Annotated in this window: 18 protein-coding genes; 6 read left to right on the top strand and 12 right to left on the bottom strand. The window is 41.9% G+C overall.

The features are described from left to right. Positions 1 to 254: 254 nt before the first annotated feature. The 4 genes from ligA to O9323_RS03060 all read right to left on the bottom strand — a co-directional run bounded on the left by ligA (position 255) and on the right by O9323_RS03060 (position 4,872). Positions 255 to 2,273 carry an NAD-dependent DNA ligase LigA gene (gene ligA, locus O9323_RS03045; RefSeq protein ID WP_288124671.1) on the bottom strand — a complete coding sequence of 673 codons (2,019 nt, stop codon included), beginning with the start codon at positions 2,271 to 2,273 and terminating at the stop codon, positions 255 to 257. Between the two features lie 14 nt (positions 2,274 to 2,287). Continuing rightward, positions 2,288 to 2,854, bottom strand: coding sequence for a Uma2 family endonuclease (locus O9323_RS03050; protein ID WP_288124672.1), 567 nt, complete (start codon positions 2,852 to 2,854; stop codon positions 2,288 to 2,290). 20 nt (positions 2,855 to 2,874) lie between these two features. Beyond that, positions 2,875 to 3,441, bottom strand: coding sequence for a Uma2 family endonuclease (locus O9323_RS03055; protein ID WP_288124673.1), 567 nt, complete (start codon positions 3,439 to 3,441; stop codon positions 2,875 to 2,877). 108 nt (positions 3,442 to 3,549) lie between these two features. Then, positions 3,550 to 4,872, bottom strand: coding sequence for an aminopeptidase P N-terminal domain-containing protein (locus O9323_RS03060; protein WP_288124674.1), 1,323 nt, complete (start codon positions 4,870 to 4,872; stop codon positions 3,550 to 3,552). Between the two features lie 61 nt (positions 4,873 to 4,933). On the opposite strand from O9323_RS03060, the gene O9323_RS03065 reads away from it, so the two are divergent. Both O9323_RS03065 and O9323_RS03070 read left to right on the top strand, forming a co-directional pair. After that, positions 4,934 to 5,407: a hypothetical protein gene (locus O9323_RS03065; RefSeq protein ID WP_002793021.1), complete on the top strand. Its 474-nt coding sequence runs from the start codon at positions 4,934 to 4,936 to the stop codon at positions 5,405 to 5,407. A 294-nt stretch (positions 5,408 to 5,701) separates the two neighbouring features. Continuing rightward, positions 5,702 to 6,646: a PhzF family phenazine biosynthesis protein gene (locus tag O9323_RS03070; RefSeq protein ID WP_016516095.1), complete on the top strand. Its 945-nt coding sequence runs from the start codon at positions 5,702 to 5,704 to the stop codon at positions 6,644 to 6,646. Between the two features lie 95 nt (positions 6,647 to 6,741). Here O9323_RS03070 and O9323_RS03075 read toward each other — a convergent pair whose 3' ends face one another. From O9323_RS03075 to O9323_RS03095, 5 genes are all read right to left on the bottom strand, one after another. Further along, the gene (locus tag O9323_RS03075; RefSeq protein WP_002751310.1) at positions 6,742 to 7,512 is read right to left on the bottom strand and encodes a peroxiredoxin-like family protein; all 771 of its coding nucleotides are present in this window, start codon (positions 7,510 to 7,512) and stop codon (positions 6,742 to 6,744) included. Next, a complete protein-coding gene (locus O9323_RS03080; RefSeq protein ID WP_288124675.1) occupies positions 7,509 to 8,645 on the bottom strand; it encodes an anhydro-N-acetylmuramic acid kinase in 1,137 nt (378 codons plus the stop codon). The genes O9323_RS03075 and O9323_RS03080 overlap by 4 nt, the downstream gene beginning before the upstream one ends. A gap of 33 nt (positions 8,646 to 8,678) precedes the next feature. Beyond that, positions 8,679 to 8,888, bottom strand: a complete 210-nt coding sequence (thiS, locus tag O9323_RS03085) for a sulfur carrier protein ThiS (RefSeq protein ID WP_002751314.1) — start codon at positions 8,886 to 8,888, stop codon at positions 8,679 to 8,681. Positions 8,889 to 9,023: 135 nt separating this feature from the next. After that, positions 9,024 to 10,040, bottom strand: coding sequence for a thiamine phosphate synthase (locus tag O9323_RS03090; RefSeq protein ID WP_002776638.1), 1,017 nt, complete (start codon positions 10,038 to 10,040; stop codon positions 9,024 to 9,026). Positions 10,041 to 10,177: 137 nt separating this feature from the next. After that, the gene (locus O9323_RS03095; RefSeq protein ID WP_002739943.1) at positions 10,178 to 10,789 is read right to left on the bottom strand and encodes an IS607 family transposase; all 612 of its coding nucleotides are present in this window, start codon (positions 10,787 to 10,789) and stop codon (positions 10,178 to 10,180) included. Between the two features lie 781 nt (positions 10,790 to 11,570). On the opposite strand from O9323_RS03095, the gene hisIE reads away from it, so the two are divergent. The 4 genes from hisIE to O9323_RS03115 all read left to right on the top strand — a co-directional run bounded on the left by hisIE (position 11,571) and on the right by O9323_RS03115 (position 15,887). Continuing rightward, on the top strand, positions 11,571 to 12,206 hold the full coding sequence (gene hisIE, locus O9323_RS03100; RefSeq protein WP_002751320.1) for a bifunctional phosphoribosyl-AMP cyclohydrolase/phosphoribosyl-ATP diphosphatase HisIE: 636 nt from the start codon (positions 11,571 to 11,573) through the stop codon (positions 12,204 to 12,206). Between the two features lie 146 nt (positions 12,207 to 12,352). Then, positions 12,353 to 13,738, top strand: coding sequence for a dihydrolipoyl dehydrogenase family protein (locus O9323_RS03105; RefSeq protein ID WP_288124676.1), 1,386 nt, complete (start codon positions 12,353 to 12,355; stop codon positions 13,736 to 13,738). Between the two features lie 27 nt (positions 13,739 to 13,765). Continuing rightward, positions 13,766 to 14,389, top strand: coding sequence for a dTMP kinase (gene tmk / locus O9323_RS03110; protein ID WP_002751324.1), 624 nt, complete (start codon positions 13,766 to 13,768; stop codon positions 14,387 to 14,389). 4 nt (positions 14,390 to 14,393) lie between these two features. After that, entirely contained in the window at positions 14,394 to 15,887 is a 1,494-nt protein-coding gene (locus tag O9323_RS03115; protein ID WP_130757566.1) for a thymidylate synthase, read from the top strand. A 313-nt stretch (positions 15,888 to 16,200) separates the two neighbouring features. Here the strand turns inward: O9323_RS03115 and O9323_RS03120 are convergent, their stop codons facing one another. From O9323_RS03120 to O9323_RS03130, 3 genes are all read right to left on the bottom strand, one after another. Then, the gene (locus O9323_RS03120) at positions 16,201 to 16,632 is read right to left on the bottom strand and encodes a DUF4278 domain-containing protein (RefSeq protein ID WP_002751328.1); all 432 of its coding nucleotides are present in this window, start codon (positions 16,630 to 16,632) and stop codon (positions 16,201 to 16,203) included. Between the two features lie 593 nt (positions 16,633 to 17,225). Then, positions 17,226 to 17,981: an ABC transporter ATP-binding protein gene (locus O9323_RS03125; protein ID WP_002751330.1), complete on the bottom strand. Its 756-nt coding sequence runs from the start codon at positions 17,979 to 17,981 to the stop codon at positions 17,226 to 17,228. Further along, a complete protein-coding gene (locus O9323_RS03130) occupies positions 17,982 to 18,785 on the bottom strand; it encodes an ABC transporter permease (protein WP_002751332.1) in 804 nt (267 codons plus the stop codon). It lies immediately after the preceding gene. Between the last annotated feature and the right edge of the window lie 189 nt (positions 18,786 to 18,974).

The following is an 18,974-nucleotide window of genomic DNA, read 5'->3' on the forward strand; positions in this document are numbered from 1 at the left end:
TATGTTTTTTTATAAAAAGTTAGAGAGAGTTTGAATATCCGTGAGGACTAGCACTATATACCTATTCCTCAGAATAGCAGAAAGTCCTTAACCAGAGACATTTACTTAATATAATGTTACTTTTCTCGTCCTTAAAAATTGACTGTTTATCTGATGAGTTTGTTTCTGGATTAAATCAGGTTTATCGCCCAGTTTGGTTGATCTTTTTTAAGGATGCACTTGTCTTTTATGTTAATGAAATAATCCAGATTTTACTAGACTTTTCCGACTTCGATTAATTCGAGTAATTGTGCTTCGGTTAGCTGAATAATGCCCAATTCTAGGGCTTTTTCTAGCTTAGAACCCGCCGCTTCTCCTAGCACTAAATAATCAGTTTTTTTGCTGACAGAACCCGTCACTTTCCCCCCGGCTTTTTCGATTAATTCTTTCGCTTCCTCCCGTTTGAGAGTTGGTAAAGTGCCAGTAATGACAAAGGTTTTCCCTGCTAAAGTCGCTTTAGTGGTGGTGGTTTTTGCTGCTGCGGCAAATTGTAAACCAGCTGCCTGTAATTTAGCGACTAAATCCCGATTAGCGGCGATTCTAAACCAATCATAGACTGATTGAGCGATTTCTTCACCGATACCATAGACAGAAGCTAAATTAGTCACGCTGGCGTTAGCTAACTCCTCCACAGTCCGAAAACTTTCGGCGAGAATTTTGGCGTTAACGCTGCCCACATAGCGAATTCCTAGCCCATAAAGTACCCTCGACCAGCTTTGATTTTTGCTCTGAGCCATAGCTGTAATCAAATTTAAGGCGGATTTCTCGCCCATTCGGTCTAATTTGGCAATTTCCGTTTTTTCGAGGCTGTAGAGGTCAGAAATAGCGGTAACTAATCCCTGTTCAATCAGCAAAATTACCACTTTTTCCCCTAATCCCCGGATATCGAGAGCGTCGCGACTGGCCCAATGTACTACACTTCCCCGCAAAATCGCCGGACAGGAACTATTAACACAGCGTGTCACCGCTTCCCCCACCGGACGGACTAGGGGAGATTGACATTCAGGGCAATTAGTGGGCATCTGGAAGGGTAAGGTGTGGCTAGGCCGCAATTCTGGCAGGATTCTCACCACTTCCGGGATAATTTCCCCCGCTTTGCGGATAATTACCGTGTCACCGACTCGGATATCTAATTCGGCCACTCGATCGCTATTATGTAAAGTAGCCCTTTGTACGGTGGTTCCTGCTACCTGTACCGGTTCCATCACCGCCATGGGTGTGACTGCGCCGGTGCGTCCCACATTGACGATAATATCTTTAACTACCGTGGGGACTTCTTCGGCAGGATATTTTAAAGCGATGGCCCACCTGGGGAATTTTTGAGTGAATCCTAACCGATTTTGTCGCTGTAAATCGTTGATTTTGACTACGACACCATCGGTCATGTAGGCTAATTGATGACGTTTTTCTTGCCAATCTTGATAGTATTGCGCCACTTCTTGCAGGGATGGACAAAGTTGACGGTGGGGATTAACCAGAAATCCCATGCTTTCTAATCTATCTAAGGATTGCCATTGAGTATTGATATGTTTATCGTCTAAATGCAGGGTATAGGCAAAAAATTGTAAGCGTCTTTTATCAACTATTTTCGGATCTAATTGTCGTAGGGTTCCTGCTGCCGCATTGCGGGGATTAGCAAAGAGAGATTCACCCTTTTCTTCTCTTTCTTGATTGATTTTATCAAAGGTATCGAGGGGTAAAAAAGCTTCACCGCGCACTTCCACAATTGCCGGAGGATTATCTATATTTAAGCGTAAAGGAATAGAGCGAATTGTCCGCACATTGGGGGTAATATCTTCGCCAGTGACTCCATCCCCTCTAGTAACACCTCTGACGAAAAAGCCGTTTTCGTAGGTTAAAGCTAATGCGGAACCATCGATTTTTAATTCACACACATATTCCGTGTCTTGGGTTTCATTTACATATCTTTGCCAACGGTTGCCCCATTTATTTAATTCTTCGAGATTAAAGGCATTTTCGAGACTATACAGGGGAATATTATGACGAACAGAAACGAATTGACTAGAGATTTTATCCCCGACTCTTTGGGTGGGACTATCGGGGGTGATTAATTGAGGATAACGCTTTTCTAGGTCTTCTAATTCCCGATAAAGTTGATCATAAACGCTATCGGGTATAAAAGGATCATCAAGAACATAATAAGCATAACTGGCTCTTTGTAGTTCTGTTTTTAGTTGTTGGCAACGTTGTTGGATTTCTAAGGGGATAGTCATAATCGTTAATAATGCTACTGGGCAAAGACCATTTGAGGAGTTAATTGTAAATCGGAAAATGTTACCGATATTATTCTATCTTCGTTGTGAAATTCTGCCAGTTCATAAAATCCAGAAATCAGGGTTAAAACCGATATTTTTAGGGCAATAGGATCGATAATCCAGTATTCAGGAATGCCTCTTACCGCATATTCTGAACGCTTATAACGGTAGTCATCATCGGCATTATTGGGGCTAACAATTTCTACAACTAAGAGGGGAGGAAATTCAATCACTGCTGTGGTCATATTTCTAATCTCTTGACATTGTTCAGCAGTTAAAATCATTAAGTCTGGGATTCTCGATTTAGCTTTATCGGTGCGAATTCCTACGGTAGCGGGCATAACTTTCCAAGTTAGATTTAATCTTTTAATTTCTGCCATTAAATAATCATAAATAAAGGCAAGAATTAAGGCATGAAAGCCACTAGCGGGAGGCATGGAAATTAATTCTCCGTTAAATAATTCGTACTTATTATCTGTGGAGTCCTGATAATTTAAATATTCTGCAAAGCTATATATTTTTTGTCGGGTAGCAATCATAAAAGTCTCCAGCTAAGATTTTACTGTGCAAAGACCATTTGAGGAGTTAATTGTAAATCGGGAAATGTCACCGATATTATCCTATCTTCGTTGTTAAATTCTGCCAGTTCATAAAATCCAGAAATTAGGTTTAAAACCGATATTCTTAGGGCAATAGGATCGATAATCCAGTATTCAGGAATGCCTCTCACTGCGTATTCTGAACGTTTATAACGGTAGTCATCATCGGCATTACCAGGACTAACAATTTCTACAACTAAGAGGGAGGGAAATTCAATCACTGCTGTGTTCATATTTCTAATCTCTTGACATTGTTCAGCAGTTAAAATCATTAAGTCTGGGATTCTCGATTTAGCTTTATCGGTGCGAATTCCCACCGTAGCAGGCATAACTTGCCAGTCTAATTGTAGCCTCTCTATTTCCCTTTCTAACACATTAAATATGTATCTAAGTATCAAAGCATGAAAGCCACTAGCAGGAGGCATAGAAATTAATTCTCCGTTAAATAATTCGTATTTATTATCCGTGCAGTCCTGATAATTCAAATATTCTGCAAAGGTATATAATTTTTCTTTGGTAGCAATCATGATAATCTCTAGAAAAAACTTAATTGAATCTCCTTTGAAGATAAATTTTGCCTTTGATACCCCCTTAATAAGTTAGGGGGAATCTGACAATTTTTAACACCTAGCTTTTTACTTAGATTCGATATCCTCAACTTTTTTGGGAACCGTTGCAGTTAAAACCTCATTTCCTGTGGCAGTAACTAACACATCATCTTCGATACGGATACCGATACCCCGCCATTTTTCTGGCACTTCCGGCTGTCCTTCAGCAGGTTTAATATCGGGGGCGATATAAATACCGGGTTCCACGGTTAAAACATGACCAGGCTGCAAAGTTTGCCAAGTTTCTTCGTTAACCTTATAACCTCCCGCATCATGGACATCTAATCCTAACCAATGGCCAGTTCTGTGCATATAAAAAGGCTTATATTTTTCCTCTTTAATTATCTCATCAATGTCGCCGACCAATAGCCCTAAATCCACTAATCCCTCCACAATTGTCCTCACGGCCGTGTCATGAAAAAGATTATAAGGATTACCAGTTTTTACCACTTCAATCGCCTTTAGTTGAGCTTCCAGAACAATTTCATAGATAATTTTTTGTTCGGGGGTAAATTTACCATTAACGGGAAAAGTGCGGGTAATATCACCGTTATAGTAATTGTAGGCACAACCAGCATCAATTAATAAAAGCTCATTTTCTTGTACTTGGCGATTATTGTTGATATAGTGCAGAATACAGGCATTAGCACCACTAGCAACAATAGAAGGATAAGCGGGACCCATACCCCCTTCCAGGCGAAAAGTATGCTCAATTTCCGCTTGAATTTGATACTCGTAGTGACCAACTTTGGTAAATTCTCTGGCCCGATTATGTGCCTGTGCTGAAATAGCAGTTGCTTGGCGAATATTGTCCAATTCGGCCTCGGTTTTCAGTAAGCGCAAAGGATGGAGAATAAAATTAGTATCCTCTAAAGCAGTCGGTCCAGTGCCGCGACGGGGAAAAGTGGCGATTAATTTTTGCCAGTGCTTTAGAACATTTGTATTAAAAGTTTTGTCCCGGCCGAGATGATAATAAATTCGTTCGGCTTTTTCGAGATATTGGGGTAATTTTTCGTCCAATTCTTCGATAGAATAGGCCTCATCAGCAGCAAAAATTTCCTTTGCTCCTTCCACACCGTGGAGATAGCCTGTCCAGGTTTCTTTTTCCGGGTCTTTTGGCTGCACGAACAGGATAAACTGATGTTCGGGGTGATGGGGTGCTAAAACCGCCACCGCCTCCGGTTCATTAAATCCTGTCAGGTAAAAAAAGTCACTATCCTGACGATAGGTGTATTCTACGTCATTGTGCATGACCACCATGGGCGCACTGCGAAAAATTGCCGTTCCATTGCCGATTTTTTCCATTACCTGCTGACGACGCTGCTGAAACTCTCTGCGATCGATGCCCATAGATATTCCTAAAAATGTCACAATAAGTCCTAGAGTCTATTATCGCTAATATTTTTAATTTATGACCCCTGAAGAACTGGATTTTTCCCAAGATATCATCGAAAGGCGCGAGTTTACCCTAGCAGATTTTATCGCTCAAGAGGGGGCGGATTTCCTCAAAGGAGAATCTCCTGTCCCCAAATTAGTGCAAGTTACCACAGAGATTAAACAATTTATTGCCGCTAATTTAGGGGATTCTTCGGGAGCTTTGCAGATAATTTTACAGCTTATTGTCGATGAAGAATTAACCAAAGTCAGTCAAAATTTAGATAATCCCGTTCAAGCTTTACAGTTAATCCTAGAAGAAATTTTAGACAATCAAGAATTACTCTATGAATTAGTACACCGAGTCGATGTGAAATGGGGACAATTATACGGGGAACGTCCCTATTTTCAAAAACCCCATCAAAAACCCCACCCTGAAGACGAATACACTCACAATTCCGTCAGAGATAAGTTAGTCAGTTTATTAGCCAGATTAGAAGCGGATAAGTAGTAGAGCCTATGGCAGTTAGGCTCTCTTATTCTTTGTGTTATGAGTTTAACTTATATAGGAGCGATCAATCTTTGTGTCCTTTGTGTCTTTGTGGTTTCTCCCATAGGAGACTCCGAGACGATTCAAGACATACCTTATCTTCATGAAAAACTCTGTATTTTAATTATTGCTTAATAAAGACTAACAGAACTGACAAGGATTATCTATCCCTAGACAGACAACTGGGGGGCGGTCAGGGGTGAAGATAGGTGTAAGATCAAAAAATTCTCCGATAACTGTTGCCCTATCCCCCGCGTGCCTACCTATTCCTACTATACCGCCGATGTTTTTAGCGATCGCATTTTTGGCGGTAATCCCCTGGCGGTTTTTCCGGAAGCGTCTGGATTAACCCGCACCCAGATGCAAAAAATCGCCGCCGAATTTAACTTCTCGGAGACAGTCTTCGTTTTTGCGCCAGAAACGCCCCAAGGCACTAAAAAAGTCCGGATTTTCACCCCCAGTACCGAATTACCCTTTGCTGGTCATCCTACCGTCGGCACAGCCTATATTTTAGCCCTAATCGGCGCTATTCCCCCCTACCAAGAAACCACGATTTATCTGGAGGAAGGAGTCGGTTTAGTACCGGTGAAAATTATCATGGAGGGGGAAAAACCGGTCTATAGTGAGTTAAAAGTGGCACAATTGCCAGAATTAGTGACGGATACTTATGCTCTCGATGATTTAGCGGCGATTCTTTCCCTACGCGTTGCCGATTTCTTACCCGGTTATCCCCCCCGCGCTTTTTCCTGTGGTCTCCCTTTTTTATTCATCCCCGTCAAAAATCGAGATATTTTAGGGAAAATAAAACTAAATCTAACTCTTTGGTCATCATTATTAGGTCAATCCCCCGCTAATTCCCTTTTTGTCTGCTGTTTTGACCCAGAATCTCCCCTATCTCGTCTCTATGGCCGAATGTTTGCCCCCGGTTTAGGAGTTATGGAAGATCCCGCCACTGGTTCGGCTGTGGCCGCTTTAGCGGGCTATCTAGGGGGGTTAGAATCTTCTAGGGAAGGGATGAATCAATGGACGATAATCCAGGGGGTGGAAATGGGCAGACCCAGCAGTTTACAATTAAAGTTTCAGAAAAACAACCGTAAAATTACGGAAGTTTCTGTGGGTGGTGCATCAGTTCTAGTCTGCCAAGGTAAGATGATAATTCCCGATGGGGAAACAAAAAGCCCTACAAAAGGGTTATTGTGATTATTATTCCCTGAAATCGGTGAGAAACAGGAAAGGATTAAAATTTTGGACTGGTATTATTTAATCGAAACTCTCTATATAGAGAAGAAAAAAGCTTAATCCCGCAAAAAAGCGAGGGGATAACTCATATTCTCAGCAAATCCCAAGATACCTCCATCTCGATGCTCATAGAGTAACTTTCCTTGACTATCAAACAAAAAAGTCCCTCCCCGTTGGGTGAGATAACTACTATCGGGGACATAGGTTGACCAATTGCCCAAAACTTGAGTCATATTACGCAGTCTCAGGGTGGCTAATTCAAAAGGTCGCTGAAAACCTTGACCCCCAGCAAGATTGAATAGGGAACCCCGGAAAGCTGGTAAAGGCCGCGCTTGTATTGTTTCCTCCTCGGCAATTAATTGGGGGGCTTTGCGATCGCCACGATAACCCCGCAGCACTTCGGCCAGAGTCCCCGGACTACCCACACCCGCACACATCAAAATTAGATTTAACCAGGCATTTTGTCCGGGGGAAAATCTCGGTAATTTTAACGATAAACCGCGATACAGTCCTAATAAATCGTGTAATTCAGCTTTCGGGTCAACAAACAGCCAATCTTGCCGAAATTTCGTATATTCAGCGAATTTTAAGCCCGAATTGCGATCGCCGATACCGATGGCACGAATGGTAATCCCGGCATTTTGCCAAAGGGCTGCCTCTTTTTCTAACCACCAAGCGTATTCGAGACTGTCAAAATCTCCCAATTGCGGCCAAACAAGAATTAAAAGACGTTTATAGTCGGCACAATCGCTTAAAATTGGCACTATTTGCCCATCGCTGACTCTTTGGCGTTGAATTGTTGAAAATATTTCATATATACTGCTCATAGATAAATTTCTCCTAATAAAACCTCCTCTTTTGCTCCCGTGACTTTCGGTAAATTACTGGGGAAATTGTGCCAGCGCCAATAGGCCAAAAGGGCAAAAGCGATCGCTTCTTTAAAATCGCTATTTAATCCTACCTCATCAGTGGTCAAAAGCTTGACATTTGACCCCAAATGTGCTAGGAGTCGTTGGCGCAGGTAGGCATTACGAGCGCCACCACCGCAGAGCAGCACTTCTGCGGGCATTTCTGGCAAAAAGGTTTGATAGCTGTGGGCGATCGAAATGGCGGTTAAATCGGTTAAACTGGCCAACCAATCGGCATCACTGAGGGAATAAGCTTGGGCATCCCGGCGCAATTGGGCTAGATAGGCGGGACTAAATAACTCTCTACCGGTGGATTTAGGGGGATATTGTTGAAAATAAGGCTCCTGTAGCCATTTATGAACTAATTCGGAGCAGGGTTGACCCTGGGCCGACCATTGACCGTTATGGTCGTAGGTTTGTTGGCCTTGGCTCAAAAATTGTACGGCCAAATCGATGAGGACATTGCCGGGGCCGGTATCCCAACCGAAAATTTTTTGCTGCCAATTTTCCGTTTGTCGGGGGGGTAGATAGGTTAAATTGCCAATACCGCCGATATTTTGGACGCAGCGGGCTTTGGTGGGGTGAGAAAGCAGATAAGCGTCAATTTTCGGCACTAGGGGCGCACCGTGACCAGCTTGGGCGATATCGGCAGCGCGAAAATTACTAATGGTGGGAATACTGGTGATTTTTGCGATCGCTGCTCCCCGTCCTAATTGTACCGTGTAACCGAGGCGATCATTTTGGGGGGGTCGATGAAAAACGGTTTGACCGTGACTGCCGATTAATTGGGCTTTTGGGGCTTCTTTTTGGATATTTAAGGCGGCTTGGGCGAATTCTGCGGCGATGTTATCATCTAAGCTGGCTAAAGCTTCAATAGATAGCTTTTCTCCCCCACAGACTTGCAAAATTGTCTCGCGTAATCGGGGGGAATAGGGATAGGTTTCCCCTGCTAATAACTGCACCTGTGGAGATTCCACTGTACCGCTAATCTCCACTAAAGCGGTATCGATACCATCCACCGATGTGCCACTCATTAAACCGATAACTAACAAGTTTTTTCCCTCAACTGTCGATTGTTGATTATTTTATCCCCCTCCGACAATAGTAACAATTTCTAATTTATCCCCCTCCTTGATTTCCGTGTTTTCCCAATACTGACGATGGAGGATTTCCCCGTTATATTCCACTGCAACTAACCGAGGATTCATGCCCAAATTTTCTAGCATTTGCGGTAGTTTAGTTGCGGGTAAACAGGTTTGAGTTTTGCCGTTAATTTGCAAGGTTATTTCTGACATGGATTTGGATAAGTAGTCGTGCAAAATTAATTTCCTAGTCGAGACAGGAGACAGTATTCAGGAGACAGGAGACAGCTTTTTTCTCCCCACACCCTACACCCCACACCCTACACCCTACACCCCACACCCCACACCCTACTTTAATTGGGTTAATAATTCTTGTGTCACCACATCGGGGTGCTGCGCTTCCATGATGGCCCGGACTACAGCTACCTGTTGCGCTCCTGCCTCTAAAACCTCTTTAATGTTATTACTATCAATACCACCGATCGCAAACCAGGGTAAAGGGCAATTTTCCCGCGCATAACGGACGTATTCCAATCCTGCGGGGGTTTTTCCCGCTTTGGTGGGGGTGGCATAAACTGGACCAACTCCCACATAATCGGCCTTTTCTTGGATTGCTTTGGCCATCTCTTGGGGATTAGTGGTGGACCGGCCGATAATTGCCGTCGGGCCGAGAAATTGCCGCGCTAGGGAAATCGGTAGATCCTGTTGACCGAGATGAACACCATCAGCATGAACGGCCTGAGCAATATCGACGCGATCGTTCATAATAAATAAAGCATCGTAACGGTGGCATAACTCACACAGTTTAGCAGCTTCTTCTAAACGAATCGTATCAGCGGCGGTTTTATGGCGGTACTGCACCAATTTTAAACCTGCTTTTAGGGCTAATTCGACGATTTCTAACAGATTTTCGGCGGGAGAAGTGACTAGATAGAGGGGAGATGCTTTTAGTTTTTCCAGAGGTGGCGAGATTAATAGTTTACTCTCTAGCTGATAAACCCGATAGCGCAGCTGTTTACAGGCTATCCCTAGCTCTAGATCATAGAGTTTACCGTATTCTTCTAAAACCCTAAAAGCCTCCTGTACGCGAGCGAGATTTGCCTGCAGCAGTCCCTCGACAGTCTCCCGGATTTCTTCCCTGGGATGGCTTAAATCCCTGCCGATATCGCCGGCTGTGTCCCGATGTCGTTTAAGATCGATCGAGTGCCAACTAGCCAACTGATGGCGCATTTCTTTACATTCTTGGGCTAAATTGGGATTATCTAAGCCAAAACGACACCATTCTTCGATAATTCGCAGTCCTTCTCTAGCGCGGTCAAGGTTAGCATCGAGAATCCGTTTAATCGCCGTGGTTTCTAGTTTCATTTGCCGTCAATGTAGAGTTATGATAGCCGTTAGTCGTCAGCTAAAATATTACTATTCTTGGCCCTTGTTCGGGGAATAGCCGAGTCGGCATCAGACAGGCAACAAAGAGGGAGGAGAAACCCAGTCCAAGGATAATTTTAAGCCGAGGGGAGATTCTTAAGCGCCCCTAGGTATTCCACCAATTGCCGATGATCCGGGTTATGTAGCGGGTAGAGACGATTGTAACAGATGGTGACGAGGGCTTGCAGATCGTCCACTAAATCCTCAGCTGCAATGGATTTCTGGGGTTGATTGAGGAGAATGACTTGGATTTTAAAGAAACTGCACAAACCCAAAATAAAATCATGACAAAAGCGGCCAACACTTTCTGGATGGGTTAAAACTAGACATTCCAACCCACCGTTACACATCATCTCTACTAGACGCATAAGATTAGGGCGATTGTGACTGACTCCGTTGCCGATATCGCTGAGAATTTCAAAGGGTTGACCCTGCTGATGACAAAAGTCTTCTAAGGCTTTTATCTGATCCTCTAGTTGTTGTTTTTGTTCAGGTCGGTTAACACGAGCATAGCCAATGATAAATGGGGTTGATTGAACAGATTGTAATATATCTTGCCGTCGGTAGCGCCGATGACCACCAGGGGTACGAATTGAGGAAATTTTCCCCTGTTGTTCCCAGCGCCGGAGGGTTTTAATGCTAACTCCGAGCAAGCCCGAGGCTTCTCTAATCGTGATTAGGTTATCCATACATAGTAACTTGGTTTTAAATTAGAAAAATTTATTGTAGGAGAATCGTTCAACCTGAGACAGTGTAGTTGTCCACCTTCACCCTGTGATTACCTCGAGTAGGAATAATAGTCATTTCAGATAGGTTTAATATAGTCTAGACCGACAAAACTCTTAGGAAATCTGGTATTGATATTCTCAAGCTTAATTGAAATTACTATATACATAACTCTATCGACAGGACTCGGTTTTAAATCAAAGAAATTCCTGAGGGTAGAATTGTCTAACTTAAGACAGGTGTTTGTCCACTTTCATACTGTGATTAGCTCCCAATGCTGATTGAAGAAGATTTATGATACATCTTTCCACAGAGATTTGGAAAAAAATTCTTTGTTCTCCTAAAACCTGAGTTTCCCCGATCATCGCACGGGATAACTTGTTATAGGTGCCAATCCAAAAGACTCTGCTGTAGGGATTAGTTGTATTCTTAACCTTATCCCCATTTTAACGCAGCTGCCTGGTTAGGGAATTGATTGGCTTTGAACTGAAGTTTTGACGTTAAACAATGTTAAGTTTTGTATATGATCCCTCTCTTGATTAAGTTTTATAACAGTTTGAGATATTTTTTAAAACTAGAGCCTGTTTATTTATCCAGCTTTCACCAAAAAGCTTGGGTATAGATCATATTATTGTGGTGGATTCCTTTAGTAATGATCGCACTGTGGAAATTGCCCAACGTTAAGGCTATATAATTAAGCTTTGGGCAATTTGTCCCACCATAATTCTTGACCGCAAAAAACTGATGTCCTCTTTACTCTCCGCTATTCCCCTCGACGCGATCGCTTATAATTCCCAGGGTTTAGTACCAGCGATCGCTCAAGACTATCTTGATGCTACAGTGTTAATGATGGCCTGGATGAATCGGGAATCCCTCGAAAAAACCCTCACCACCGGGGAAGCGTGGTATTGGAGTCGTTCTCGTCAAGAATTATGGCACAAAGGAGCCACCTCGGGCCATATCCAAAAAGTGCGTCAAATTCGCTACGATTGCGATAGTGATGCTATCTTGCTGACTATTGAGCAAATCGGTGATATCGCCTGTCATACCGGCGAAAGAAGCTGTTTTCATCAAGTAAATTGGCAAAAATCACCGCCAGCGGCCGACACCCTCTCGGAATTGTTTAAGGTAATTTGCGATCGCAGAGACGATCCTCATCCGGAATCCTACACCTGTAAACTTTTGGCCGGGGGAGATAACAAAATTCTCAAGAAAATCGGCGAAGAATCGGCAGAAGTGGTCATGGCCTGCAAAGATAATGATGGCGATGCTATTGCTGCAGAAGTGGCCGATCTTTTTTATCATACTCTCGTCGCTCTCGCCTATCATCAAGTTCCCCTGCGAGATGTCTATAAAAAATTGCAAGACCGGCGCCGGTAATCAGTTATCAGTTATCAGTTATCAGTTATCAGATTTGAGTTTTAAGTGTTAAGTTTCGGACTCCTGAATACCGTCTCCTGATTCCTGACTCCTGAATACTGTCTCCTGACTCCTGAATACTGACTCCTGATTCCTACTTTATATTTGTGGTTTACGACTTAGTAATTATCGGTGCCACTCCTGCGGGGATAGAAGCGGCTTTGTTGGCTGTTCACCTCAAAAAAAGGGTGGCTTTAGTGCAACAGCCTTCTAGTGACAATTTAGAGGCATCTGAGGACATTTTTAGCAAGGGATACAGCCAAATTATCAATCTCTATAAACTGCTCAATCATTGGCAAGAAACGGCCATTTATCCCCAATGGCAACGGTTGCGGCAATGGTTAGAGGAAGTGGATAAAACTATTAATAAACATCATTCTTTGGCAAGATTAGCCACGGAAGGAATAGATGTGATCCTAGGTGGGGGGGAATTTGTCCGGCTGCCCCATTTAGGATTCGTGGTTAACGGTCGGCAATTGTTGGCTAAACACTATCTTATCGCCCCAGGTTTTTATCTGCAAGTCCCGAAAATTTTCGGCTTAGATGAGGTTAATTATTTTACCGCTCAAACCCTTTGGCAAGAGCCAAATTTAGACAAGTTGGGACAACATTTAGCGATTATTGGTAACAGCAGCATGGCTGTGAGTTTAGCGCAAATTCTCCGACGTTTGGGGAAAGAAATTAGCTTAATTATCGAGAATAATTATCTACTGCCGGATATTGATCGGGAAATCTGCCATTTAGTTACTGCCATTTTAGAAGCGGAAGGAATTAAGATTTTACCCGGCTATTGTCCTAGTCAAGTGAAAGCGATCGAGGGTCAAAAATGGCTACAATTAGGCAATCGTGTTATCGAAGTTGATGATATCATTTTTGCTGGTAATTATCAAGTCGATGAACAGGGATTAAATTTGGCTGGGGTGGGAGTTAAACTAGAACAAGGATTAATCAAGGTTAATCAGCAATTACAAACCGATAATTCCCGCATTTATGCCCTAAATTTGCTCAGAAATAATTATCCCGATCCTACTTTAAATCACCGGGCTACTTTTGGGTTAGTCAAGCATCTGCTCACGGGAGAAAAATTTAACTTTAATCCCGATCAAATTCCCTCATTTATTGCTTTTGATCCGGCTATTGCTTGGGTGGGTTTAACTGGAAAAGCAGCCCGGGAGAGCTATGGTGAGGAGGTAAAGATGATTAACTATCCCATCAAAAATATAGTGGCACAGCAAATCTGGGGAGAAACCACCGGATTTTGTCAATTAATCTACCGACAAGATGGTAAAATACTGGGAGCGCAAATAGTCGGTAATCAGGCAGCAGAAATGATCGGTATCATCAGTTTAGCTTTACAAGAAAATTTAACCATACAATCCCTCAATAAAAATATTTATATTTGGGGAAGTATGGGAGAGATGCTCGGAGAAATGACGCAGTTAATCCCCCCCAAAAAATCTTGGTTAACTTGGCTAAAAAAATTATTCAGATAATTAGATATAAAAAAAGAAGATTAAATTATGAAACCGAAATTTATTGTCTTTGAAGGTATTGACGGATCTGGAACAAGTACCCAAGCAAAACTCCTACAAGAATATTTTTTCAAGCGAGGGGAAAAAGCAGTTTTAAGTCCGGAACCTTCCGAGGGAGTCATCGGTCGTTTGATTCGAGAAATAATGCAAACTAATCTTATTTCTATCCAAGATCAAAATCAATTTGACCGACAAATGGCTTATTTATTTGCAGCTGATCGCCATTATCACTTATATAATGATCACGATGGCGTTTTTAAACTTATTCACCAAGAACAAACCCACGTTATCACTACTCGTTATTATTTTTCTTCCCTGGCCTACAATTGCAATAATCCTGAAGAATTTGCTTTTGTTCGGCAGTTAAATCAACATTTTCCCAATCCAGATATAGTTATTTATATCGATGTTATTCCCGATATTTCTCTAGCGAGAATTAAAAACAGAGCCATCACAGAAGTGTACGAAAAACAAGAAAAATTAATGAAAGTTCGTCAGATGTTTATCGAGATATTTAAAGAATATAAAGATAATTATTTACAACTGGATGGCAATGATACAATAGAACACCTTCACCGAAATATTATTAATTATCTTGAACAATTAATTTAAATCCATGCTCAGTACAGAAACCACCCCTAAATTCATCTACCAACCCCACTATAAACCTAATCAATTAATCTGCGGTCACGGACAAACGGCAATTATCACGGGATGGACAGTAAAACAGTCCCTTGCTAAACATTTAAATCCCGACCAATACGCAGTAATTGGCAATCTTTATAGTCCCACCAGAGGAATTAGTCCCCTGCTGAGAAACTTAATCGCAAATCCCCACGTTAGATATTTAGTTATTCTCAACGCAACTAAGGAAGATAAGAACTCTGGTAGCTGTCAGTGTTTGCTAGATTTTTTTAGTCAAGGATTCCAGTTAGGAAAAAGTGACACAGGTAGAGAATGTTGGCTAATTAATTCTCCTATCACGGGATATATTGACAAGGAAATTGACCGAGAAACTCTCGAAAAATTACGTCAATCAATTCAATATCAACCGGTTAAATCCATCCCAGAAGCGATTGAAATCGTCAAAAGTTATGCAGAACAATCTCCCTTACCAACTTGGGGAGAACCCTTAATCTTTCCCCTCTTAGAAAATCTTCCTTCTCTGCTACCTGGGACAAGATACGGTCATCGCATTGAAGGAAAAACTATTGCCGAAACCTGGGTAAAAATTCTCCAAAAGATTAAAACCACCGGCACAATTAGACCCACAGGATATGATGGTAAATGGCAAGAATTAATTGACCTAATGGCCGTTGTCACCGATGAACCCCCAGACTTTTACTTTCCCGAACCTAATTATTTGCCTATAGATAGACCTTTTCTCACCGAATATATCGGACAAATTCTCGATGATTCTCCCTGTACAGAAGGAGTTAAATACACCTATGGTCAAAGATTGCGCTCTTGGTTTGGCCGAGACCAAATTGCACAGGTTATCAATAAATTAATCTCAGAAATTGACGCAGCCAGTGCAGTTATGTCCCTCTGGGATGTGAAAGACCACGAAAAGGGAGGTAGTCCCTGTTTAAATCATATTTGGGTGCGAGTGGTAGAAAATGAATTATCTCTCACCGCAATATTTAGAAGTAATGATATGTTTGCCGCTTGGCCAGCAAATGCCATGGGATTGCGTGCTTTACAGCAACATATTAGGGATGAGATTAGCAAGCGCTCCGAATACAATTTATCAATGGGTCCATTAATTACTATTAGTCAATCGGCCCATATATACGATGATACTTGGGAGAATGTCGAACGATTAATCGCCACCCAGTACGATAAAATTGTCAATCAGCGCGATTTTTTTGACCCTAGTGGTAACTTTTTGATTTCCGTGGAAAAAGAACAAATTCTCGTCCAACAAACTACCCCCGGCAGTGGGGAAATTGTCGCCTGTTATCAAGGCAAAAATCCCCTGAAATTAATCCGCGAGTTTGCCGCTACCAATCCCGCAATTATTCCCGAACATATCGGTTATCTGGGAATCGAGTTACAAAAGGCATACAACTGTCTCAAGAATAATCAGCCTTATATTCAAGACCAGTAGATAAGTGGGAAGTAGGAAGTGGGGGCATCTCAATAATATTATTGTAGGGGCGAATTGCATTCGCCCTCTTTTAATAACTTCTGCTGCTCACCAAAATCACAAATATAAGATGCACCCAATCAGTGAACTTAAAACTCAAATCTGATAACTCGACCGAATCTAAGACCTAATTGGTTAAGCCAAAAGCTTTGATGTGCTTAGTTTCTAACCTTCTTTTTAGGTAAGAGAATTGCCAGATTCTTTCTTTTGCCTTTTGCCTTTTGCCTTTTGCCTTTTGCCTTCAGAAGCTGATAACTGATAACTGATAACTCACTTACTGGTCCTTGTTTGCCGAACCAGCACCGCGATATTTGAGAGATGAGGAGCGAATTGGGTTAGCCACCGTGGTATTATTGGTGATTTTAACCTCCGCACCGCGATATTTACCCCCTCGCTCCTTGACAGGAGCCTCGGCGACTGTTGGCTCCATATAGGCGGCCCCACGGTACTTTTTCTCGCCGGCGGTTTCTGGAGTGGGGACGGGGATATTCTTCTGCTCTTCTCGTCCTTGCCATAAAAAGGTGACGACAATCACAACTGTCAAGAGAATTAATAGCTGAATCTGCCAAGGAGCTAAAACCAGACTCAACACTAAACTAATTACCGTGGCGGCACTGGCGAGATAAGCAATTTCATCGCTGGACTTCTGCCAGAAATAGGCAGCCAGAGCAGCGGTGAATAGTGGCAACAAAAACAAATAGGACATTCTGGGTACACCTTGTCATGCTAGTGAACCAATCTCCCTATATATTACCTCCCTAGCTTCGATCGGCGAAAAATATTAACTTAGCTTATACATCCTATAAGTTTTATTTTGTCAATCCTTCTTTACAATTCGTAAAAATATTGTTACATTTATTTACATGAACTAAAAGTTAAAGCAAAACAGCCAAGACAGCAAGCCGGTTTAGATTGTCTCGAAGAGTATAGGACAGAAGATGATTCCTTGAGTCCGAGACAACGGCAAAAAACTTGGCCTACTAGCTTAAAAAAGTTTTCGGGGTTTGGGTTTACCCCATTGACAGATTTGCTTGAGTTCTCCTACATAACTTAGCGCTACCTCGGCTGGACACCGAGGTTTTTTATTTTGTGACAGCGTTTTCGACTAAGTAAAACGTAGGCTCTCTTATTCTTTGTGTGATAAGTTTAGATTATCTAGAAGCGATCAATCTTTGTGTTCTTTGTGTCTTTGTGGTTCGTTCCAGTTGATTGCCAGCAGGAATGTATCCTATAATACATTTTACCCACCAAACCCAAGAGAGCCAAACGTAGATAAATTAATTGAGATTACCTACTTAATTAAAAATTAACTTCATTTTGATGCACGGAATCCAAATAAAACTTAATTACATCTTCCGATGTACCCTGAGATTGCAACTGGCCTTTATTCAGCCAAATTACTTGGTCACAGGACTCTTGAATTAAAGTCAAATCGTGGGAAACTACTAAAATAGTAGCATTGGAATTCCAGAATTTTTTTAAACGTCGTTTACACTTATTTTTAAAACTTTCATCCCCGACGGAAAGGACTTCATCAAGAATAAGAATATCGGGGTGAACCTCTGTTGCGATCGCAAATCCTAAACGAGCCACCATCCCAGAAGAAAGAGATTTCACCGGCGCTCCCATATATTCTTCTAACTCAGCAAAGTCAAGGATATCTTTGGTTTTTTCCTTCATTTCCTGACGAGAAAATCCCAGCATTACCCCATAGAGAATAATATTATCTTTTACTGGTAAATCTGGATCAAAACCCGCTCCTAATTCAATTAAAGAAGCAATTTGTCCCCTGACTCTCACCTGTCCCTTTGTCGGTTCCAGAATACCACAAATAACTTTTAGGAGAGTAGATTTTCCTGCGCCATTAGCTCCAATGATACCTAATTTTGCTCCAGAATTAATTACTAAATCTATATCATCTAGAACTAATTTTTTGGCAGGTTGACGATATTTACCTTCAAGAAGAGAGAAGATTGTCCTTTTTAGATCGTAGGAAAATTCTTCTTGAGTGCGTCTTTCGAGAGACACTTGATCGAGTCGAATTACTTCTGTCATTTATAATAAATCCATAAATAAATGTCGCCATAGTCGGAAGCAAGTCCAACCAATTCCTAAGATAATGATCCCACCGAGTAGAGATTGAAAAATCAAACCAAAATCCGGTAATCCGGGGGAAAGGGACAATTGGCGAATACTTTCAATTACCGGTAATAATGGGTTTAATAGCAGGAATGGTTGTACGGAGGGAGGAATAATTTCCGGGGGATAGAAAATCGGGCTGCTAATCCAAGCGACAAAACAAACAATTTCGTAAAAATAGGGTAAGTCTCTGAAGAAAACGTAGAGGGTACTAACAAAGAAACCCACTCCCGTGCAAACCAGAGAAAGACCGATCACGGGAAAAATCAGAGCAATTACATTAATTAAACTTTGAGACTTCCAGAGAGTTACTATAGCCAAAAGGGGAAAGATACTAATAGCAAATTGAAAAATATTTGCCACTACCATGGAAACGGGAAAAATGCTAACTGGCAGACGAATTTTATTTAAAATACTGCCATTACCAACAATACTAGGTAAAGCTTGGTTAGTGGAAGCATTAAAGAAATTTATTACGACTAAACCAGTGAAAGCCGCTAGGACATAGTTAACTAGAGAATTATCAAAATAAGAGGCGAAAACCGTGCCGAAAATTGCCGTGTATAGTGCCGTCATAATCGCGGGATTTAACAAAGACCAGTAAACCCCCAGAAAAGAACCCCGATAGCGTCCCTTGAGATTACGTTCCACTAAAACACTAAGCAATTCGTAATATCGCCGCGCTGTTGACCATCTAGTTTTTGCTTGGAGATCGGTCATAGGGATAATTGTCATCTCGTCAGTATTCAGTGCCTTATTCTAAACGATTACCGTCAATTTTGTCTATCGATCGAGGGAGTACTCTAGTTTTTATCCAGTCCCCGACGACTCTCCCTCTCCGGAAAAAGTTCCCTTCTTGGTCGATTTATCTGGCTCAAAAAGCTTAAAAATTGCTAAAAGCCTCTTTTT

The sequence above is a fragment of the Microcystis sp. LE19-131.1A genome, from assembly GCF_027532015.1.
GTDB lineage: Bacteria > Cyanobacteriota > Cyanobacteriia > Cyanobacteriales > Microcystaceae > Microcystis > Microcystis ichthyoblabe_A.